At 58.8% G+C, this 22,428-nt stretch carries 15 protein-coding genes and 1 pseudogene; 12 read left to right on the forward strand and 4 right to left on the reverse strand.

Annotated features, from left to right (window positions below):
- The first annotated feature begins 177 nt into the window (after positions 1-177).
- From noeE to AC1VNY_RS14690, 10 genes are all read left to right on the forward strand, one after another.
- Positions 178-1,452 (forward strand): nodulation protein NoeE, encoded by a 1,275-nt coding sequence (gene noeE, locus AC1VNY_RS14645; RefSeq protein ID WP_482405666.1) that lies wholly within the window; start codon positions 178-180, stop codon positions 1,450-1,452.
- Positions 1,453-1,722: 270 nt separating this feature from the next.
- Complete coding sequence (gene cysD / locus AC1VNY_RS14650; protein ID WP_482405717.1) at positions 1,723-2,622, forward strand: sulfate adenylyltransferase subunit CysD; 900 nt, start codon at positions 1,723-1,725, stop codon at positions 2,620-2,622.
- Entirely contained in the window at positions 2,622-4,505 is a 1,884-nt protein-coding gene (gene cysN, locus AC1VNY_RS14655; RefSeq protein ID WP_482405667.1) for a sulfate adenylyltransferase subunit CysN, read from the forward strand. Before cysD ends, cysN begins: the two co-directional genes overlap by 1 nt.
- A gap of 741 nt (positions 4,506-5,246) precedes the next feature.
- Positions 5,247-5,528: a hypothetical protein gene (locus AC1VNY_RS14660; protein WP_482405668.1), complete on the forward strand. Its 282-nt coding sequence runs from the start codon at positions 5,247-5,249 to the stop codon at positions 5,526-5,528.
- A 770-nt stretch (positions 5,529-6,298) separates the two neighbouring features.
- On the forward strand, positions 6,299-8,710 hold the full coding sequence (locus AC1VNY_RS14665; RefSeq protein WP_482405669.1) for a 2-aminoethylphosphonate--pyruvate transaminase: 2,412 nt from the start codon (positions 6,299-6,301) through the stop codon (positions 8,708-8,710).
- Between the two features lie 31 nt (positions 8,711-8,741).
- On the forward strand, positions 8,742-9,800 hold the full coding sequence (rtxC, locus tag AC1VNY_RS14670; RefSeq protein WP_482405670.1) for a dhydrorhizobitoxine desaturase: 1,059 nt from the start codon (positions 8,742-8,744) through the stop codon (positions 9,798-9,800).
- A complete protein-coding gene (locus AC1VNY_RS14675) occupies positions 9,797-10,615 on the forward strand; it encodes a gamma-glutamyl-gamma-aminobutyrate hydrolase family protein (RefSeq protein WP_482405671.1) in 819 nt (272 codons plus the stop codon). The genes rtxC and AC1VNY_RS14675 overlap by 4 nt, the downstream gene beginning before the upstream one ends.
- Before the next feature lie 162 nt (positions 10,616-10,777).
- Entirely contained in the window at positions 10,778-11,647 is an 870-nt protein-coding gene (locus AC1VNY_RS14680) for an EamA family transporter (RefSeq protein WP_482405672.1), read from the forward strand.
- On the forward strand, positions 11,644-12,933 hold the full coding sequence (locus tag AC1VNY_RS14685) for an ATP-grasp domain-containing protein (protein WP_482405673.1): 1,290 nt from the start codon (positions 11,644-11,646) through the stop codon (positions 12,931-12,933). Before AC1VNY_RS14680 ends, AC1VNY_RS14685 begins: the two co-directional genes overlap by 4 nt.
- Positions 12,930-14,264, forward strand: coding sequence for a glutamine synthetase family protein (locus tag AC1VNY_RS14690; RefSeq protein WP_482405674.1), 1,335 nt, complete (start codon positions 12,930-12,932; stop codon positions 14,262-14,264). Before AC1VNY_RS14685 ends, AC1VNY_RS14690 begins: the two co-directional genes overlap by 4 nt.
- Before the next feature lie 151 nt (positions 14,265-14,415).
- Here the strand turns inward: AC1VNY_RS14690 and AC1VNY_RS14695 are convergent.
- The 4 genes and pseudogenes from AC1VNY_RS14695 to AC1VNY_RS14710 form a co-directional block, all read right to left on the reverse strand.
- Positions 14,416-14,670: pseudogene (locus tag AC1VNY_RS14695) on the reverse strand (transposase); the annotation flags it as partial.
- 135 nt (positions 14,671-14,805) lie between these two features.
- On the reverse strand, positions 14,806-17,535 hold the full coding sequence (locus AC1VNY_RS14700; RefSeq protein WP_482405675.1) for a DUF5695 domain-containing protein: 2,730 nt from the start codon (positions 17,533-17,535) through the stop codon (positions 14,806-14,808).
- 226 nt (positions 17,536-17,761) lie between these two features.
- Positions 17,762-18,199 (reverse strand): transposase, encoded by a 438-nt coding sequence (locus AC1VNY_RS14705; RefSeq protein ID WP_482405676.1) that lies wholly within the window; start codon positions 18,197-18,199, stop codon positions 17,762-17,764.
- A 149-nt stretch (positions 18,200-18,348) separates the two neighbouring features.
- Positions 18,349-18,468 (reverse strand): transposase family protein, encoded by a 120-nt coding sequence (locus tag AC1VNY_RS14710; RefSeq protein WP_482405718.1) that lies wholly within the window; start codon positions 18,466-18,468, stop codon positions 18,349-18,351.
- Between the two features lie 421 nt (positions 18,469-18,889).
- Between AC1VNY_RS14710 and AC1VNY_RS14715 the strand changes: the two genes are divergently transcribed.
- Entirely contained in the window at positions 18,890-20,968 is a 2,079-nt protein-coding gene (locus AC1VNY_RS14715; protein WP_482405677.1) for a hypothetical protein, read from the forward strand.
- A gap of 596 nt (positions 20,969-21,564) precedes the next feature.
- Positions 21,565-21,732: a sigma factor-like helix-turn-helix DNA-binding protein gene (locus tag AC1VNY_RS14720; RefSeq protein WP_482405678.1), complete on the forward strand. Its 168-nt coding sequence runs from the start codon at positions 21,565-21,567 to the stop codon at positions 21,730-21,732.
- Positions 21,733-22,428: the final 696 nt, after the last annotated feature.

Here is a 22,428-nt window from a genome sequence, read left to right on the forward strand (position 1 = left end):
TTGCGCGAATTCATCGATTCGACAGATTCAGACCATGAATTGCAGGCGCCTCCCTCCTGGTATGGCAAAGTGTCGCGAGCGATCGGCCGATGGGAAATTGCTCGGCCGCCGTCGTCCTCGAGCGAACAAGTGTGTGGTCCGGGGTTCGCTTTCCTCGAGCACATCGGGAGCGATATCGTGAGCCAGGATGCAAACCGCGGGGCCACGGTCTGCTTTCTGCTCGGCCTTCCACGATCCGGAACGACGCTGTTGGCGCATTTGCTCCAACAGCATCCGGAAATTACAGCTCCACCAGAGCCTTGGCTCATGCTGGCTCTTGAGGCGTTTGGCAGGGTGGACCATCGTCACCCGGCCGGAAGATCTCTGATCGAAACGGCAACTTCCGAGTTCTTGGGCCGGATCGATCGCGCTGCGGTCAGCCGTGCCTTTGCGGATGCGGCGTACGGTGCGTATCTGTCCTCGGCGGGCAAGCGCATCATCGTGGACAAGACACCACGCTACTGGATGGTGCTCGACTATTTGGATCTTCTTTATCCTGAAGCGCCGCATATTCTTCTGATGCGCAATCCCTACGCCATTGCCGCATCCCTGAAGTCGACTTGGGGAATCCCCCTTCAGGCGCAAAGGTCCCATTCGGTCAGCGTGTCCTCGCTTGCTGATCTCATGCTCCGCCTGCCTGACGTTATTGCCTCTTCGCTTGCTGATCTGGTTCTCGGCCTGCCCAAACTCGCTGCGCACCGCGATCGCCGGCAGACGATGGTGGTGCAGTACGAACGTCTGGCGGCGTGTCCGGAGGGGGAAATTCAGCGTCTCATCGCTGGCCTTGGCTGTGATCCAAAAGACACTGCAGCTACGTCGACGGCTCGGGCCGATTATCTTCACTCCAGCAGCTTTGGAGATCGGAAAATCCTTGAAAGAAGGACCGTCGATGAGAAGTCTGTCGACGCGTGGCAAGTCCAATTGGGTATCGAAGAGATGCAAACGATAACCGATCTGATCGGCGTCGAGCTGATGATACAGCTCGGATATGGAGCGGAATTGCGGCACGCACAACAAGCCGGAGTGGTTGATAAAGGGCGCGAGGTCACCGAGCTCTATCGTCAGATATTTCGAATGTGGTGGGATCTGCGCCTCAGCAGGGAACGGGCATGGTCGAACATTCCAGCCAACCCCGGTAAGCCGACCCCTGGGATTCGGCAGCCAATCGAGAACTCTTGCTCCACAGCAAATGCGTCCACAGGGCACGATGCGCAGCATCTATCCGGAACCGACTTCGACCAAAGTCAGGAGCTGACGAGTTCGATGGCGGCCCAGTTGCGCATGGCACTCTTGGCCTCGGAATCGGATCGAGGTGCCCAGCAAGAGGCCGTTCGGCATCGCGACGCCGTTATCGAGGCGCTGCGGGACGAGATTGTGCGGCTCAAGGAGGGACGCAGCAATCATGAGCGATGACCCTCCCAGGATTATGGTCAGAATGTGCTGCCTGCCTTATCGAGCTCGTTGTCTAGCTGGCAAGCGGAAGTAAGTCCACCGGCTCGCGTGTCCAGCCGCGCTTCGCTCGGATGCTGGCAGGCGCCGACGAAGGATTGCGCGCTATCCGCTGTTTGACCCGGTGGACGCCGATGCGCTATGGCAGGCGCCGATCGCTGCAACGCCTGTCGGGCCTATCGCAAGGCAAACGCGGTACTGAACGAACTAGCGATCCCGCATCGTAGAAGACACATGCTGCCGAAACATCTGCGCCGTCTCGAGGCTGAATCGATCGAAATCATGCGTGACGTGGTCGCCGAGTTCAAAAAGCCGGTCATGCTTTACTCGATCGGAAAAGACTCGAGCGTGATGCTGCACATTGCGATCAAGGCCTTCTATCCCGCAAAGCTGCCTTTTCCCCTGCTTCACGTCGACACGACCTGGAAGTTTCGCGAGATGATTAGCTTCCGGGACGCGACAGCCAAGCGCCTCGGCCTCGACCTGATCGTCCATGTGAACGAGGAGGGCATCGAGCGCGGGATCAATCCGATCGATTCCGGCTCCGCGCTTCATACCCAGGTGATGAAGACCGACGCCCTGAAGCAGGCGCTGGACCTTCACGAATTTGATGCTGCCTTTGGCGGCGCGCGCCGTGATGAGGAAAAGAGCCGCGCAAAAGAGCGGATTCTCTCCTTCCGTTCGGCCGGGCACGTATGGGACCCCCGCAACCAGCGGCCGGAGCTCTGGAACCTGTTCAACACGCGGATTCGCCTGGGCGAAACCATGCGCGTTTTTGCAATGTCGAACTGGACTGAGCTCGACGTGTGGGAATACATCATGTGCGAGAAGATTCCGGTCGTCCCACTCTATTTCGCAAAGCAAAGACCGATCGTGCGTCGAAATGGCGCAACGATCATGATCGACGACAAGCGATTGCCGCTTCTGTCTGGCGAGACGCCGCAAATGCGGATGATCCGTTTCCGCACGCTAGGATGCTATCCGTTGAGCGGGGCTATCGAATCCGACGCAACGACGATCGAAGACATCGTCGCAGAGATGCAGACTGCGACGGTGTCGGAGCGTCAGGGGCGCCTGATTGATGTCGATGAAGCCGCTTCGATGGAGAAGAAGAAGCGGGAAGGCTACTTTTGATGCTTGCCAAACCGATAACGGAATCTGTCCAGGCCAAGCCAATGGATCAGCTGCGATTCATCACGTGCGGTTCGGTGGACGATGGGAAGTCGACGCTGATCGGCCGGCTGCTGCATGACAGCAAGATGATCTACAAGGATCAGCTGACGGTGCTGGAACGGGACAGCGCCAAGCACGGCACGACCGGCCGTGAGATCGATTTCGCGCTGCTCGTCGACGGGCTTGAGGCCGAACGAGAGCAGGGCATCACGATCGATGTGGCCTATCGTTTCTTTGCGACGGAACGGCGCTCGTTCATGGTGGCCGATACGCCCGGCCACGAGCAGTATACTCGCAACATGGCAACGGGCGCCTCGAATGCCCAGCTCGCTATCATCCTCATCGATGCCCGCAAGGGGGTGCTGGTCCAAACCAAGCGCCACTCGTTCATCTGTTCGCTCCTTGGTATTCGCCATCTCGTCCTGGCGGTGAACAAGATCGACCTCGTCAACTACAGCAAAGCGACCTTTGATCGGATCGTCGCCGACTATGTTGCCTTTGCCAGCGATCTTGGGTTCGACTCGATCGTTCCGATCCCGATCTCTGCCAGGCACGGCGACAATGTCGTCAACCGATCCGGCAACACTCGCTGGTACCATGGTCCCTGCCTGCTCGGCCAGTTGGAGAGTATTGATATCCAGTCCGACAGCTCCGGGCATGCCTTCCGTTTTCCGGTGCAGTGGGTGAACCGGCCGGACCTGGATTTCCGCGGTTACGCCGGATCCGTGGCTTCCGGAAGCATCTCGGTGGGAGACGACATCGTCGTCGCAGCGTCTGGACGGACCACACGGGTCAGGCGGATTGTGACGCAGGGCGGTGATCTGTCCTGCGCCGAAGCCGGCGATGCAATCACGATTACCGTTGAAGACGAAATCGATATCAGCCGCGGCGATCTCCTGGCACGTCCGGCCGAGCGGCCGGAGCTCGCCGACCAATTCGCCGCTCATCTGATCTGGATGGATGAGGACCAGCTCGTGGTGGGGCGCCATTACATTCTGCGCATCGGATCGCAGACCACAGCAGGTAGCATTACTGCGATCAATCATCGGATCGACGTCAATACACGAAAGCACCTGGCAGCCGGGACGCTTGGCCTTAACGAGATCGGTTTTTGCAATATCTCAACCGCCTTGCCTGCGGCGTTCGATCCTTACGAGGTCAATCGCAAGACCGGATCATTTATCGCCATCGATCGTTATACCAACCGTACGGTCGCGGCCGGAATGATCGCACGTCCATTGCGGCGGGCTGGCAATATCGTTTGGCAACCCGTTGCGGTGGGACGCAAGGAGCGGGCCGACCTCAAGAACCAGAAGCCTTGCATCATTTGGTTCACCGGCCTGTCAGGCGCGGGAAAATCGACGATTGCCAACATCGTCGATCAAAAGCTGTTTGCAATGTTCCGCCATGCAATGCTGTTGGATGGGGACAACCTGCGGCACGGATTAAACGCGGACCTCGGCTTCTCCGAGGTCGATCGAATGGAAAACATTCGGCGCGCCGGGGAAGTTGCCAAGTTGATGGCGGACAGTGGCTTGATCGTAATTTGTTCGTTCATCTCGCCCCACAGGGCCGAACGAGACATGGTGCGCAGTCTGGTCAGCAAGGAGGAGTTTGTCGAAGTCTTTGTCGATACGCCAATCGAAGAATGCGCGCGGCGCGATCCCAAAGGTCTTTATTCGAAGGCGAAGTCCGGTAAGATCAAGAACTTCACCGGCATCGATGCGTCCTACGAAGCGCCGATAAGACCCGAAATTCATCTCAGGACCGTGGAGCAAACACCCGAGCAAATGGCCCAGGCCGTGATCGATGTTTTGATGGCTCGCGCAATTCTTGGCGGTTAGTGTTCGTCAAACCTGTCACCTCGGATCGCATCATCGATAGCAGGAAATGCCTCTCATTAACCCGCTGGCCGGGCCACGGCGACTCGGGTTAAGCACAGGCGTCAATCAGACTCATGCTCCAAAGGAACAAAATGGTCGCGTCCACACGTCGATTGCCCTCTTCTGGTTATGTGCTCGAAATCGACGGTCAATTGAAAACCGAATTCGCGACCAGAGACGGAGCCTTTGCAGGAGCGCAGGAGCTCAAGAAGCGACGTCCCATGCTTCAAGTCAGAATCTACGACGCCAGAACAAAGGCCAGAGAGGAAGTCCGACTTCCAATAGCCTGAGTTCTCGCTTGACGCCATTTCCCGCGCGCCCGGCCGGCGCCACGCCAAGGGTCTCGTAACCGAGCTGCCGGCGTCTCGGCCATCCAGCTTTGATCCCTTGCGCACGACGAGGGGAAATTCGTTCCTCCGGGTCTCGCCGCATCCGGCGGGCCACAATTGTTTCCCAGTACATTGACCTGGAAGCAGGAGCAGCCCGTCCCGGCTCTCGGCGCCAGGTCTGCCCTCGGGGCGCTGTCTACAGTTTTGGCCGTAGCCCTCGCGTGCGCACGAGCTTCAAAGGTCCGTCCGCGCGGCTGGCTGTGAACATGTCTGCACGGAGCGGGCCGGCAGGGAACGATGGGAAATCCGCGGGAAAGGCTGGCGACGCCGGTCGCGCCCCCACCTAATTCATGCCGGACCGCTCACCTCCTCAATGAGCCTGCAGCTTGATGGCTTCAGTTCTCGCGGGAAGACCCGACCCAAGGCCGCTTCCCAAAGGGCAAGGCTATCGCTGGCGCGGTTTCTGGCATTTCGACGCTCTGTATCGAGCATAATCGACACTGGCCTCGAGCTGGACCTTGAGGACGTGGCAGACCGGATCGAGAGTGCGCTCGACATCTGGCAGATCTGGCAGAAGAGCCAACGCGCACAGAACGGCTCGAAGGAGCTATCCGTCGAACTCGAGCGCCTCATGGCACAGGGCACGATCGTTTAGCCGCGACGCCGTTGAGCTCCTCCGCGGTTGAGCATTCGAGCTCTCTGCGGCTCACCGCTGGGCGGCGGCACTCCGGATCAGCCGTCAACCACAGTTACCTACCGCCGTGATGATTGAGTGCCGGGACGATCCTGACGTCAGACTATGAAAACCCCGAGCTAGCTTGCTGCCGATCACTTCGCTCAGCCGCCTGAGTCGGCTTATCGCTCCTAGTGAAGGTGCACGTCAGAAAAAACTCACGCGAGAAGATTTCGGGAGAGGGTTGAAACGCACCTAACGTCAAGTTGTACGATCTGAAAATAAGCGGCAAAGGTCGTCAACGTCCCGAATTATCCAACGAGTGGCAGTATGCGAATGTCTCAAGTGTCAGGCTCACGCAGGATCAGGCTCATCAGCAACGGCGCGCATCATGTCCATCACGCGCGGATTGATATCCGCACGCGATGGCCTGACGTGCACGATGGTTCCGAACCTCGACGTTCGCCTGAATACACAGGTTGGGCGTAAGCCGATCGACGCCTAGCTGGCAATGCGACGGCGCTCAAATCCTTGCATGCATGATGTGATGGGCCGCTGCGAAGCTCGCCTGCGCCTATGGTGTTTCTCCCAGCAGCAGATGAACCGAGAAAACCTGCGCCCAAGGGGGTGAGGGCGCATCATCGCGATTCAGATCCATCGACGAATACGGTTTAAGGGGAATTGGTGTGACTAGACAACGTTCGCTGCTGACGCCTGGTCCATTGTCGCTGTCGCTGGCGGTCAGGAGCCAGATGCAGCTCGACCTCGCATCGCGCGATTGCGAATTCAAGGAAGTGACCGCCCGAATGAGGCGGCTGATGCTCAACCTGCTGGGACGTGTCGAGGACTATTCGGTGGTCCCTATTCAGGGAGGCGGCTCCTTTGCAATGGAAGCTGCGCTCTCTTCATTCGTGTCCAGGGACGACAAGCCGCTCGTTTGCATAAACGGCATCTATGGCGAGCGCATTTTCAAGATTCTGCGGCTGTGGGGCGTCGAAGCGCTGAAGCTTGTCAAGCGAGCTACCGAGCCCCTGGACCCCCAGGAAGTTGCCGAGCAGCTGAGCCGAAATCCCGGCGTTACTCACCTATGTCTCGTGCATTGCGAGACGACGACCGGAATCGTCAATCCGATTGACGCGATCATAGAGGAGGCGAGGCGGCGTGGTGTCAAGACGATCGTCGACGGCATGAGCTCTTTTGGCGCGATTGACATCGACCTAAGCCGTGGCGGGCCGGACATCCTGGTGACGTCGAGCAATAAGTGTATCGAGGGGCCGCCAGGAGTAGCTTTTGTCATCGCGTCTCGCGAGCTGCTCAAAAAAGCGGTTCAAGAACCAAGGTCATTTGTGCTCGACGTGAGAGATCAATGGCTCTCGCTCGAGCGCACCGGTGAGTGGCGGTCGACCCCACCGACCCACATCGTTCAGGCAACAACGAAGGCCTTGGAGATTCTGCAGGGGGAAGGCATTGATGCCAGGCGCCGCAGGTATGAGAAGGTCAGAGACAATCTCGTCCAAGAACTCGAAGGGGTAGTGTCTCCGCTACTGTCCGCCGACTTGCAGTCGCCGGTCTGCGTCGCGTTCAGCGCGCCGTCCGGAATCGCGGATCAGGCAGGATTCGATGGGCTATATCGTCACTTGGCGGCCCACAACCTTTACATCTACTCGAAGCTGCATCTTGCGACGCGGAGTTTTCGGGTCGGCTGCATTGGCGAGATTCAGCCCAGTTGGATCGAGCAGTTGGGGTGCGCCTTTCGTACATATTTTCGGTCCGGTCCGGCTTCATCCGTGGGGACGGCATCAACCCGCCAGGCCTGCGAGCGTGGCGTCGAGATGTCATCGTCCTTCGCAAGGGTCTCGCAGCTCCCATTCTCTGCCGAAACTGCTGTTCTGCACGCGGGCTATCGACGCGATCCGGTGACGAAAGCTGTCGCAGTGCCGATCTATCAGAACACGGCTTATGAACTCGATGGCGACCTGAATCACATTGCGGACGTCTATAACGTCAAGGCTGATGGATTCACCTATACGAGGATCATCAATCCGACGACCCGCGCGTTGGAAAGAAGGTACGCTGCGGTCGACATGGGGAGCGACTCGCTCGCCGTCGCATCAGGTCAGGCGGCAACCTTCCTTGCCATCGTCAACCTGTCAAGCGGCGAAGTGGGGGACAATATCGTCGCCTCTCCGTATCTCTATGGCAACACGTGGAATCTGCTCCATAACACGCTGAAGCGTCTTGGTATCAGCGTCAGGACGGCAGACCCGCGAAGGCCCGAGACCTTCGAAGATGCCATCGATGATCGCACGATCTGCCTGTTCGGAGAGGTGATTTCAAATCCTTGCCTGATTCCCCTTCCGGTCAAACTGCTGGCTGAGATCGGCCGAAAGCACGGCGTTCCGTTGGTGGTGGATAATACGACGACCCCGCTGGTATGTCGGCCGTCAGATCTCGGTGCTGCGATTACGACCTACTCCGCTACGAAATACATATGCGGGCATGGCACGACGCTGGGCGGTCTGATCGTTGACAACGGCAAGTTCAGCTACCGGGGCGCCTCGCGCTTTCCCTTGTTCAACAGTCCTGACGAGGCGCATGGCGGGATCATCTGGCGCAACGCGCTGCAAGATGTCGACGATCTCGGAAAAAGCGAGGTTCTTCTGAAGGCTCGCATGACCTGGTTGCGCGATACTGGCGCGGCCATTGCCCCTTTTGCGAGCTTTCAGCTGATCCAAGGCCTTGAAACGCTGCCCCTTCGAATGAAACAGCACTGCGCAAACGCCAGGATCGTGGCCGACGTGCTTAAGGCGCATCCAAAAGTGCGCCGCGTCTTCTACCCGGGGCTGTTCGAAGGAGCCGATCAGGAAACTGTCGACCAGACACTCAATCCCGCATACGGACACGGCGCGATGGTCATGTTCGAGGTTGAGGACGAGCAGGCCGGGCGGAAATTCATCCAGAATGTCGACCTGATGTATCACGTTTCGAATGTCGGGGATGCCCGTACGCTCGTGACGCACCCTGTTTCGACCACCCACACCACTGTTCCGCGGGAGAAGCGCGAAGCCGCCGGCATTTTTGGCGGCTCGATCCGACTTTGCGTGGGCATCGAAGATGTCGACGACATCGTGCGCGATCTGGACAGGGCGCTTTCCGCAATCTGACAACTTGTAAGGCGATCAGGAAGAGGTTCTCATGAATCAGGCAGACGCTTGGAAACTGAGGTCGTCACGTTACGAGGCGGTTCAGTTCAGCCGGGAAATCAATAAGCAACTGTCCGAGCTGAGGCCGGACAATGTGATGGGAGCGATCTACATCGCCAAGGATTACGCTGTAATCGCCGCTTGCACACTCGCGGCCGTCTGCGTCTCTTGGTGGCTGTACCCGCTCGCCGTGCTTCTGATCGGCGCCTACCAGCGCGGCCTGACGACGATCGCTCATGATGCGGCTCACCGTACGCTCGCGAAGAACACGACCTGGAACTACGTCCTCGGCATTCTGTTCGCGGCCTATCCCCTGTTCCAGCGCCACTGGGCCTACCGGATCTCGCACGTCTATCTGCATCATCCGTATCTCGGTGACCCGGAGAAGGATCCCGACCTGAAGTTCTTCATGGCCAATGGTGTTTACGACGTCCTGCCTCCCGAGCGGTACGCCTTCAATATCATCTGGAAGCCGATATTTGGTGGTGCGACACTGGCCTATCTGAAGTATCTCTGGACCAACCGGTTTTCGATCACAGATTCCGAGGACCAGAGCCGGTCAAGCATACTTGTCGACAAGTATGGCTTTTACCTCTTCTGGATCGGCATGCTGGCCGGATCATATGCGCTTGGGCTGCTCCACATCGTGATCCTGTTTTGGATCGTCCCCTATCTCACAACGTTTCAGGTTCTTGGCTGGTTTGTCGAGCTCGCCGAGCACTCGCCGATGTGCGAGACCGAAACGAAGAACGTCTATCTAACCAGGAATCGGAAAGGAAATTTCCTGGAGCGGGCCATCCTTGGACAAAACCTGGACGAGTATCACCTCGAGCATCACCTCTCGCCGGGTATCCCATTCTGGCTGTTGCACAAGGCCCAGAAGATCCGGATGCAGGATCCGGGTTACGCAAAGGTTGCTGCGAGCTGGGGAGGGCTCTTCGTCAAGGGGCCGCAAGGTCAACCCAGTGTCATAACTCAGTTGAAGGAGCGAAATCGACGCTTGTATGAGCAATCGCTTGCCGATGCCCATGCGAAGGGGCACGTGGCGTGACATTGCAACGCTCAGACAACGCTCGTGCCGTGGTCGGCGTCACCTCGAACCGTCTTTTGGTCGATGGTGTGCATCGCGACTGGCTGCGGCAGAAATACCTCAAAGCCCTGCTTCATCATGCGGGCGTGGCATGCGTCATATTGCCGACGATCGACGCGGAAGATGCTAGGCTAGAGGTCGGCCTGGCGATCATGGGCGCGCTCGACGGTCTGGTTCTGACAGGGGATGAATCGAATATTGACCCTGCCGTCTTGAAGGCGCCTGCATCCCTTCCGCCGGCTGACCAGCAGGACGTTGATGGCGGAATCCGTGACCGCCCGCGGGACAGGCTCTCTGCGGTAGCCATTGGGAGCGCCATCGCGCTCGGAATGCCGATCTTGGGCATCTGCCGCGGGCTTCAGGAGCTCAACGTCTATTTCGGCGGCACTCTGCATCCATCGCTTGCCGAGTGGAGACTGGGAAGTGGCCTGATGCATGCCGAGAAACCAGATCGCCCAAGAGACCGTCAGTACGATGCCGCGCACAGCGTGAGGATATCTCCTGAGGGCGCGCTCTTTCCGATCGCGCGCGCCAACGAAGCACAAGTGAACTCCCTGCATAATCAAGGCATAGAGCTGCTTGCCGCCGCGCTGAGGCGCGAGGCATGGGCGGCTGACGGACTGGTCGAAGCGGCTTCGGTCATCGGCGCGCCGACGTTGCAGATCGGTGTGCAATGGCACCCCGAATGGCACGCCTCAACCGATCTCCTGAGCCAGCGACTGTTCACGGCTTTTGGAGAGGCGTGTGTTGCGTACTGCCAAGCAAAGAAACATTAGAGGCGGATTGTGACGTTTCAAACCAAGCGCGGTCCGCCCAGGTCGAAGGACGAGTCTCTCGGAACTGATGCACAAGCGTGCTTCGGGGGGAGGGCTGCGCCGCGCCGGCGGCAGGGGACGGGCGGAAGATTGACAGGACGCTTCGCTTTGGGAGTTCTCTTTGTGGCGCTCTATGTCGTCCTGAGCGCGGCGGGCGAAGTTTATGCGGCATCGTATTTTCAGCGAGCAGATGCGTTTGTCGCTCTCCTTGTGTCCTTTGCCGCGGTGTGTCTGACATTCAATCTGCTGGCAGGTCGCGAGAGAGGAACGGCACGAGTTGCGAAGTCGGCGCTCCTGGTTTTTGTGTCGCTCAATGTCGTGACCGCGATCAGTTGGATCGGGCTGTTTATCGGCCTGAAATACGCCGAACCTGCGATCGTCGTCGCCTTCATGGTGGCGCTAGGACCCGCTGCGACGGTGTGGTTAAACGCGCTCATCAGGCGGCAGGGCGTCCCTCCAACGTCCGATATCGTCGTGAGCCTTACGATCGCGATAATTGGAAGCTACATGATCTGGATCTCGGCAACCGGCAACGCCGGCGTGGAGTGGGGAGCCCGATCGTCCTTCGGCATCGTCCTGGCCATCGTGGCCGGCCTATCGCTCGCCCTTACAAATATACTCGTCAAGCTGTTATTCGACCGCGGATTTTCAGGTCGACAGGTGTTGGCGCATCGTTTTTACGGAACGATCATTGTTCTGCTGGGACTGGTCGACCATTCCTCCATCGTGCTCGAGATCTCGCAGCATTGGCTTGCGATCGCAACGATTGGGCTATCCACGATCATCGTCCCATTGCTCTTGTTCCAGGAGGGTATTCGCCGCGTCGAGCCCTTCACGGTCAACATGGTCCTGTCCACCGCTCCTGTCATCACGTTTCTGTTCCAGTACTTCGATTCTCGTATCGTGCCTTCGCCACATACGTTCGTTGGAAATGTTCTCATTACGGCTGTCGCCGTCGGCAACGTCTATTTGCAATACCGGAGATCCACATGAACGAGCGAAATTGTGTAATCGTCGACGCATATTCGACCGGCCGATTTTTGCCGGAAGAGTTCAAGCGGTATGGAATTTCAACAGTCCATGTGATGTCGGCTGCGCAGATTCCGTCCATCTTCCAATCGCATTTCAATGCGGATCTGTATGATGAAGTCATTCGTCCACCCGAGCGCATGGGGTACGACGAGATCGTTGAGTATCATCTTCGGGCTCTCCAAGGCAGGGAGCTGGAGTTCGTCATAGCAGGGTGCGAGACAGGAGTTGAGCTGGCCGATTCCATCTCGGAGCGGCTGGGCTTGCCTTCAAATGGCACCGCCCTTTCAGCCGCCCGGCGCGACAAATCGCGCCTGTCCGAAGCGTTGGCCTCAGCAGGCGTACGATCGATCAGACAAGTCGTGTCCGACAATGCTGGAGAGATCGCAAGCTGGAAGCGTCAAAAGAGCTTCGATGAGATTGTGATCAAGCCGCTGAACAGCACAGGCACCGAAGACGTGTTCTTTTGCTCGACGGATGCGGATGTGCAGCGCGCTGTAGCCGCCATCGTGGGGAAGACGAACCGTGTCGGAACGCTCAATCAATTGGCGCTTGGACAGGAGAAAATAAACGGCCAGCAATATACCGTAAATGCCGTCTCGATCGACGGCGAGCCCTTCGTCACGGAGGCCTGGACCTATGACACTGTTCCCATTGAGGGCGCGTCGTCGGTCTGCTCACTCGAGCGGCTATTGGGCGGCAAGGAGCCAATCGTCCAAGAACTATCCGACTACCTTGGACGTGCGCTGCGGGCGCTTCGGATCGCCGACGGACCTGCTCATGCCGAGATCATCGTCGATGATCGGGGACCGGTTCTGGTCGACTTCGGAGCGAGGCTGCAAGGAACCATGTCGGCAAAAGCTCGGACGATGGCTTTGGGCCATAACCATTTGACGCTCACGGCGTGGCGCTACGCAGATCCCAAAGGCTTTGGCGGGTATATGAGGCGACGCGGTGTCTACAAGCGGCAGGCTCACGCACTGTGCGTCTCGCTGATTTCCGACAGGGGCGGTGTTGTTGCCGGCTATCCCGGACTCGATGCGATCCGCAAGCTGCCGAGCTTCGCGGATGCCATTGCATTCGTTCCGATAGGTCAAAACTTGGTTCCGACGATCGACTTGGCCTCGACGCCAGGCATTGTGTATCTCGTGAACAACGACCTGATACAGCTTGAGAAAGACTATCGCCAACTGCGTGCGATGCGAATGGACCAGGTGTTCGAGTTGGTGGCGAGGGAGCCCAACCAATGACTGACACCCGCGACAGTTGCACGAATTCCGCCGCCGCGGCGATGATCGGTGTGAGCGACTTCGATGGCATCCTTCGGGGCAAACACGTTCTGGGTGAAGATCTTTCCGCCGGGGATAAAGTCATCAAGTTCTCCGAAGCGGTGCTCGCGTGGGATTGTTCGGACCGGGTCATTCCGGCGGGCTTCACGCAAGGGCCGCAGTCAGTATTCGGGGACGCCGATCTGCGCGTTCTGTCAGACACCGGCCGTTCGGTGTCTTATACCGGCGATCAATATTTCTATCTGGCCGAGTTTGCGGGCGGACATGAGAGCGTCTGCCCGCGCGGTATTCTGCGTAAAGTCCTACGAAGGGTTGCCGACCGCGGATACAGCTGCAGCGCCGGGTTCGAATTTGAGTTCATGCTGTTCAAGGAGAACGCCGACACAATTGAAGACAAGCCGTTCGGCCAATGGGCTCCTTTGACGCGGGGCCCATTCGGCTACTCGATTGCGCGGTCTGTCGCGCACAGGGAGCTGTTCGGTGAGATCCTGGCGCTTTGTGAGAAGTCCAGAATACCTCTCAGCGGGCTGCACTTTGAAACGGGACCAGGCGTGATTGAAGCGTCACTTCGTCATTGTGATGCCCTGGAAGCGGCCGATCGAGCAATCATATTCAAGTCGATGATTAAAGCCTGGGCGCAGACGCGAGGCATGATGGCTACATTCATGGCCAAGGTTTCCGAGAAATGGCCAGGCCAGTCCGGCCATATTCACGTCTCGATGTCCTCAGATGGTCAGAATGTGTTTTACGATAGTGTGGCGTTCCGCAACGTCTCTAAGCTTATGGAGCAATTCATCGGCGGACAATTGAAATACATGAATGATTTCTGTGTGCTCGCCGTGCCGAACTTCAATAGCTACAAGAGATTGGTACCTGGCTGCTGGGCACCAATCTGTCCGAGCTGGGGAGTCGACAACCGCTCCTGCGCGGTACGCGTCATCCCGGGAGCGCCATCTGTACATCGCCTCGAATACAGGCTGCCCGGCGCAGACCTGAACCCATATCTTGCGCTCGCATGTGCCATCGGTTCCGGCATATTGGGTATCGAGACAGATGCGGCGCTCGCGCCGTCGATCGCCGGTGATGCAAGCGCGGAGACCGGCCTTCCGTCCGGGAGACTGCCTCAAAGCCTGTCAGAGGCAACATATCGGTTTGCACAATCGGCGGCAGCCAATGATGTCTTCGGTGAAAGGTTTGTTGAAGCGTTTTCTTGCTCCCGCCGTTGGGAATGGGAAGCCGTTCAACATCGGGTGACGGACTTTGAGCGCCGGCGGTACTTCGAGATCATTTAGCCAGCTTGAGCTCCACAGCCATAAGGTGCTGCAACCAATTGGTTGACAATTCGCATTTCGGGTCCTGTCGCCATCCTGCGAATGGCACCAGCCAGCTCGTGCGGCTGCCTGTACCGGCGCGATGTTCGACTTCGATACAGAGCGAACGCGGTCATCGGCTGACTGCCCGGCTTTTGGCGAAGCCAGGGTAGTCTGCCGTTGAGCTGACGGTCGGATCATCACTCAACGGCCCGATGGTTTCCAGCGTCATGTAGTGGTCCGGTTGGACGGCCCATTCATCGTTTTGCTCGAGCAGGATCGCGCCGATCAGGCGCACGATGGCGTCCTCATTAGGGAAGATGCCAACCACCTCGGTACGCGGCTAGATCTCGCCATTGAGGCGCTCGATCAGGTTAGTAGCGCTTAGCCAGCGCTCTTGACTATTTTGTATTGCTCGACGCACCGCCTCCGTCGTTGTGGCGCAGCGGTGTAAGATTTGTCCCATAGCGCTTCCTTCGAATCGCGCGATAAGGATGCATCATCAAAGCCCGGTACTAAACATCTAGCGAACCTGAACCCGCGGTAAGCACGCCGCAGGCAAGCGGACGACGATCTGGCTGTCCATGATGTCGAGGACCTCCTTGCGCTTCCTTCCGTCGTCGTACCGCAATTCGAACGTCACTCCTGACGCTGATGGGGCAAAGGGCTCAGGCGTAAGGCTGATCCGCCCCTCCCCCAAATTCAGAATGATCGGTCGATCCGCCGAGAATCGGGCGTCGAGCAGCACCAAGTCCAATCGGAGAGACTGGAGCCGCACGTTGAGCCGTCGCCGCACGCCATCACGTGGCCAGATACGCAGGGTGTGAGCGAACGTCTCCATGGTGCCACCGTAACAAACCTGACCGAAGATGGGATCGTCGGCAACGATCGTCGCAGCAGCGCGGACCGCCCCACAAAATCCCAGGTCGATCTCGCACGAATAATACCACGTTCCACGGTGATGCGGCTGACCGAGCCATGTGGTCCCGCTCGGCGCCGGCTCGAAGCCGCCACCGGCCGCGCCGTCATTCTCCTCGCCCGGATACCAATAGCCATAACCGGCCGACGCAGGGCCGCTGTTCAGCAAAGCCCACGCGCTGAGTTGTGACGCATAGCCGAGACGAAGGAGCGGATACGGGTCGTCTGCATCGTTCAGCGCATGATCAAGCAGCGCCCAGCCGCCCATCTGCGCCATGTAAGTCAGCGTATAGGCGTCGCCCGCAGTCCCGCGATAATCGCTGCCCAGGTAGTAATAAGTAGGTTCCAGCCAGCCACGGCAAAACAGATTTGCAGCGATCTGACGCTCGGCGAAGGCACGCGCTGCCGCCTGCGAAACCCCCATGGCGACAGGGTCGTCAAGGGCCGAGCGCGCCAGTGCCTGCGTTGATTCGAAGCCTGTGGAATCGAACGGATATTCCGACCCGAACAAGTCCGCCTTCGGATCGACGAAGGCGCGCACCTTACGCGCCCAGTGCGCCTCCAACGTCGCCGCCTCGCGCATCAAGCCCGCCGTCGTGAGCGCCGAAACCAGCTCGGGGATCACACATTCGTTGTAGAAGCCGGTGCGGTAGGCAGACCACATCACCACGCGCATCGGCACCGTGAACATGGCCAGCGCCGTACCGTACGCGCGTACCAAATAATCTCGTGCGCTCTGGCGGGTGGGTATCGCGGGATGGTCACGCGCGATGCGGTGCATGGCCAAATACATCGCGAAGATGTGCGGATAGTCATACGGCCGCCAGATATGCAGGCGGCCCTTTGGGCCGGGATCGCTGCTTTCCCGGTTCTGCTTCCAATCGGGTATGCCGTAGAGGCCGTAGGCGTATGCCTCCTGTGTGGTACGTTGCAGCCCGCCCCAGACGAACGTATCGATATACCGGTCCAGCGCCGCCACTTCCGCCGCAACAGGATGCTCGGCATTCTTGGTCGCGAGGTAAGCGGGCTTGCTCAGCCCGGGATCGTCGCACGTTACCTCGTAGATGCGCCAGCCCTTGATCCGGTCGTAATTGTCCGGGCCAAGCAGGACCTGCGTCTCCATGTTCCACTCGCCAAACAAACCATCGTACCATTTGGACGGGTCACGATGCTGCCGCTTCACGATGAAGGTTGCGCGCTTCTTCATCATCGTCTCGACGGGCTCGGTAGCGAAGAATTCAAGAAAGGTCTGGCGCGCACCCGGCTGGTGCAGGGTCAGCCGGTTCTCGCCCAATCGCGAAAACCGGACCCGCCACAGTCGCCTGCCAGCCCGATCCGGCAACCGTTGCACCACCGTGTCGCCGGTAAATTCCGCTTCGATTCGCTCCACCGGGATGGAGGACGAGAGCGCGATGTCGACATGCAGGTCGTTGGGAACCGTCATGCCCGGCATTACTTCCACGTCCACCAGACCGGCGTCCGCGATAGCCCTGCGTGCCGCCTCGTAATCGGCAACCCACTGGAAGCGGAGATGGTAACGCCGTTCCTCGGCCGGTGACAGGGACAGGAAATGGGTGGGCTGTCGCCAGCGAGTCCCGCCCGCCACCGCCTCGCCGGCGGCCGCCCCGCCCAGGATGTAGGCGCACCACGTCTCACTGGCTTCGGCTGAAACCTTGTGGACATCCCAATATTCCAGTGACGTGTCCGCTTCCGGCAAGAGCATGAGGAAGGGACCGGTGCTGTTGCCGCGAATCCAGAAGATGTGCGATCCATGCCCCGAGACGAAGCTGTGCTTCAAAACAGCCACCGACACCGGTTGCCCTGCCAGAAATTCGGTGTTCATCGGCATGGGCAAATAGAGGTCGCCAACCTCCACGTTCGCCATGCCGTCGTTCCGCAGCATGATCTCCCACGTCAATCCAGCCTCGTCGACTGCGAGGCGGGTCGTGAGAAGGACGCCGGCATCGCGGGCTGCTAGTTCAAGGGCCGCGCTATGCATCGGCTTCGTTGCATCAACGCCGGTTCGAAGCGTATGCCACTCGGAACCGGCACGCCGAACTCTAGCGTGAGCCGTTCCCAGCACGGCTCCAGGCAGGACATAATCCGTGTCATACGTATCGTTACGATAACGCAACGAGGTAATGCCGTCTTGTGTGCACCCAACCACGAAGGGAGAGTCGGCCGCCTTCAACACCATGGCAACCTTGCGCTGCGGCCGATTGGGTGTAGGCACCGTAACGCCCCCGAACAACGCGCTACCCAAGAAGCTACTGCCCAACAGCATCGTACGACGCGTACACGTCCAGACGTTAGACATGCCTTTGGTCTTCGTCATCAACCGTATCCGGTATTGCCTTATACGGATAGTCAAGGCGTGCCGTTTCCCGCCGTAAACGTCAACGCGACAAAGCGACATACGTTCTCAAGTAACCGAGTGTTCGGTCGGCACCGCTTCGCCATCATCGGTCCGTCCCCATCGGCGCAGTCTCATCCTGATTGGCTTCTTGCGCATATTTGGTGCTGCACGAGCGATCGGGATTGGATCGGCTGAACGGTCGTTCTCAAGCAGAAAGGAGGACGTGTCGACGCAATAGCGGGTAGCTTGCCCGGCCATACCTTTGTCGTTTGATGGCTTTGATCCTGTTGATCTGGCCTTCGACCGGACTAGTTGTCCAGGAGGTAGTTATTGCCGCTCGGACCGCATCGATGTCGCGTGCAATGCCGTTGGCCAAGCTCTCGAGCTCGCTGTTGCCTGCTTGTGTGATCCATTCATCGAGCCCGGCGATGTCGCTACCACTGAGAAGGGACACAAACCGCTTCGCCAGCTCGGCCGCCACGGCGAGTTCCGGAGCTTGCGCAAACAGATGGCCGAGGAACAGCCTGGCTTGAGCATCGATCTGATCCGGATTCTGGCTCAAGTACCGAGCACAGCGACGACGCGTGGGAGCTTTCCAGGTCCAGGTGTGGTTGTGCTGCTCCTCCCACGCATGCGTGTGCACGCCTGTCGGCGGCCCATCGCGCGACGGTCACCCGACTTCCTGTAAACCCTGTTGCTTTTGGCCGCACCGTTGCCGGCAGCCGCTCGGTGAATATCCGACGCGGGCATTGCGGATTCGCGCATCGAAACCGTCGCGCGTGAAGCCGGATTTCAACAACCCGCCCCCTGCCACGGCAGATCGGCTAATCGTCGCACGTAGTGGCTGTGCACGCGACCCGTCTGGTAGCCGCAACAGGGACAGAGTGAGACCGCTGACTTCGGCCGAGCCACGAGCAGCGCCCTGTCGGTCTGGATCTGGACAATCGAAAGCTCGGGGGAAATCAGCGAGCGGAAGGCATGGAGCAAGGCGAATCGCGGGCGTCGACTGCGATTCCGACCTTATGCCCTTATTCGAACTGTCCGTGAATCCCGCACCCTACACCAAATATGCGGAACAACCCAATCAGGATGAGACTGCGCCAATGGGACGGACCGAAGGGGTGGCGAGCCCGACCGGAGGACCGTCCCCATCGGCGTCGCGCTTTCGGACCCGTCTGGCGGCCGGGTGCGGCTGGTGCAGCCGCGCCGAAGGCGGGTCCTGAACACAAGAAGCCGCGCGACGATTGAGAGCCGCGGGCGAGGGTCTCGTCAGCTTCTCGAAAGATTGTTCATAGTAGGACTAGCTCAATTGATTTTATGACGTGAGGCAAGTGTGGACCTGCACAATTTTGACGCATTCAATGTAACTGCCGGGCCGCGGGCACAGGTCTCGCAAGAGCATCAGCCCGACCCATTAGGGCAAGAGGACTTTGAGCAGCAATTAAACGAGGTGCGCGAAGCCGATAACCCGATGCCTCACAATGGGCCACGCCGTAGCCCCTCTACCAATGCGTCTAGCGACCAGCAGTCCCCAGCCGAGCCGATGAGTGCGCTTGCCAGGAGCAACCTCTTGCCAAGCGAGGTCCTCATCAACGATGAGCATAACACAGCCGAGTTGAGAGCAGCGAAGAGGCCGAGGACACTAAACAATCCGCAAGGCGTTGCCATTGAGCAGCAGCTGAGCGAGATCGCCAATTCAGGTGGTGGTGGAGCAATGCCAGCAGCCTCCGCGGTGCAGCCGGCTCAATCAACTGGGATTGTGGTACGGGGCCATCAGTTGGACAAGCGGCCTGTTTATTCCGAGGATGCTCCCGAAATCTTGAGGCTTGAGGAGGCTCTCATCAAGGGCGGGATGGTCGCCGGTGGGGCGAAGCAACATGCAGGCGCTCTTCTTAGCTTTAGCCGTTGGCTCTTCGCCAAACGCAGACCGAGCATTGTTGCTCGGCTGGACAATCAGTCGCTGAGCAATGGCGGTGACGTATACGAGTTCGTCGGAAACGGTAAACCTGCGAGACTCCTTTTAGCATTAGACTATCTCCGCACCTTTCGGTCGACGGGCGAAGTCAACGTACGCCCAAGGAGCGGTCGCGCCAAGCTCAATCCTCCCGCCCCCAACGTGGCTCCCATTCGTCCCGAAGGCGCGGTACTGATGGAACCGAGGCTCGACAACGCCGTTGCGCAGCACCGCGCGTGCTCGGCGCCGCAGCCGGCTCAGTCGCCGGGGATTGTGAGAGGGCATGACATGCGGCCTCTTTGTTCCGAGGATGCTCCCGTTGTCCTGGGGCTCGAGGAGGCGCTCATCAAGGCCGGGACTAGGCGCCTCGACATCGCCGCTGCGCAGCTTAGCGCGTCCTCGGCGCTGCGGCCGGCTCAATCAAGGGGGGGTGTGACGGGGGCGGACATGCGGCCTCTTTATTTCGAGGATGCTCGCGATATCTCGGGGCTGCAGGAGGCCTTCATCAAAGCCGGAATGACAAGAGACTCCGCGTACCAATATACAAGTCGTCTTCGGAGCTTTAGCCGTTGGCTGTTCGCAAAAAGCAAACCGAGCCTTGTTGCTCAGCTCGACAATGAGTCGTTGAGCGGTGACGTGTCCGAGTTCATCGGAAAGGGTGATCCCGACGGGCTCCTTAGGGCAATAGACAATCTCCGAACCTTTCGGTCGACAGGCATGCCGAAGGGCAATCCTCGCCCTCCGAACGTGGCCCCCACCCACCAAGGGCACGTCGCGATCAGTCTAGAGCAGCTTCATCAGTGGGAGCTTCGGCAACTGCTGGATCATCTGGATCATCAACCCATCCCGTCGCAAGTCTCTGTCCCTTCAGAGGAGCTTCAGCGACTGGAAAAGGACTTGCGGGATGAGCTGCACCGACACCCTGCCGCATCGTTCTCCGCCGATCCAGAAGGGTTTTGTTTCGATCTAGAGCAATTCTCTCCAGGGGAGCTTCGGCGATTGCTTGATGATCAATCCATACCGTCGCCAATCTCCGTCCCTTCAGAGGAGCTTCAGCGACTGGAAAAGGACTCGCAGGACGAGTTGCACCGACACCCTGCCTTGTCGTTCTCTTGCGATCCAGAAGAGCTTAGTTTCGATCTAGAGCAATTCTCTCCAGGGGAGCTCCGGCGATTGCTTGATGATCGATCCATACCGTCGCCAGTCTCGGTCCCCTCAGAGGAGCTTCGGCGACTGGAAAAGGACTTGCATGACGAGCTGCACCGACACCCTGCCGCGTCGCTCTCCGCCGATCCAGAAGAGTTTAGCTTCGATCTAGAGCAATTCTCTCCAGAGGAGCTTCGGCAATTGCTTGATGATCAATCCATACCGTCGCCAGTCTCCGTCGATCCAGGGGACTCGGCTCTAAATCCAGGCCAGTCTGAGCTTCCCCGAAAAAGTGGAGCGGGTGGCCCTTAGCTCCATCTCGATCGGGCGATATATCGATTGCGGAATGGAGCCGGGTTCGGGTCGTAGAAGCCCTCGATGAAAGCGAAGATAAGGCGCTGGGCATCGGCGCGGGTCTTATGGTTGCGATGACGAACGAGCTTGGTCAGTGTATGGAGAAGCTCTCCATCGGGGCATTGTCGTAGCAAACGGCCTTGCGGCTCATCGACGCGGTGATGCCGGGGCCCGCGAGACCGCCTCGTCTCATCTTACCTGATTGTCGCGCGCTTCCCAGCCAGATTGTCGCGCTATAGCCTGCATGTCCTTCATGGAAGGCCTCCCCGCCAGAGGCAGGCATCATCTCATGCGGAACCTGACGGGAACAGGCTATGAGAACAGATGGCGCCCCATGGAAAATGATGGGCTGAGAACATCAACCAAGTCTCGCTCCCGGACACTCCCAAGAATCAAATCAGGGACGCCGGCCTGGATACGGATAGCGGCCTGCGCGTGCTCGTGGCTAGGAGACTCGCTGCGACAACTTAAAGACCCGGAGGAAACCGGACTGACAGGCTAGCCAATATCTGCAATCCTCGCTGAAAGTTCAGGACGAATTTTTGGGAGTTTCAATGCCGGCGTGGACCGCACAGGACGAACAGCGACTATTGCAATTTGTTCGAGAAGCAGGCCTCACGCAGCGCGAGATCGCGCAGAAGCTCGGGCGAACTGAGGCAGCGGTGAGCTGCCGGCTGATCCTTATTAAGAAGCGCGTCGCGGAGCGCGCGGATCGGCCCTAGGTGCCAGGGCCAATTTTTGTAATGACTCAACGCAACGCCGCCCGCTTAAAATACATGCGAGCGGCGCTTGCTCTAGCCCCAGGACGGTTATTGGCAAAATCCTGATAGGTACAGTTTGGCACAAAATGCAAAGCGCGCGCATACCTAAGAATGGTTAACGCGTCCGTAAGAATACGGGAAAAGTGGCAAAGCTCGGTTCCCGGGCCGTCGCTTATGCGCGAATTAGCATCCGCTCACAGAGAGCCAGCTCATCCTGCAAACACGGTCAGGCTCAACCATATCGACCAGGTGGAGTGGGGCTTCTCAGCTTCGCTGTAATGTCGCTCGTCGTTCCCCGTTGTCGGCCATCTTCTCCTCGAATAAGCCGATCCCTTGGCTTGACGCCGTCTCGGCCTCGGCGGGTAGAGGGGGCGTCGGTTGGCCGGCGTTGATGGCTTGGGGTTCAGCGATGTCCAAAACCGGGTCCATAACGGCCCCCGGGCAAAAATCCGCCTAGGAGCGAGGGTCCTACTTTCAAGAGGAAGGAAGACAATTTTTTGCGGCGAAAGCCGGATCGTCGATATCGCTCGCGGCTCGTAACCGGAGCGTATTCTCCTGCGTCCGGAATCGCTCAGCGCACCTTGAGAATTGAAACCGTCAAACCGAGACGTTGTCTCGGCTTCAGAACAACTCTGCGCGGCAAATTGGAGCATCGTC

The sequence above is a fragment of the Bradyrhizobium ferriligni genome, from assembly GCF_056837965.1.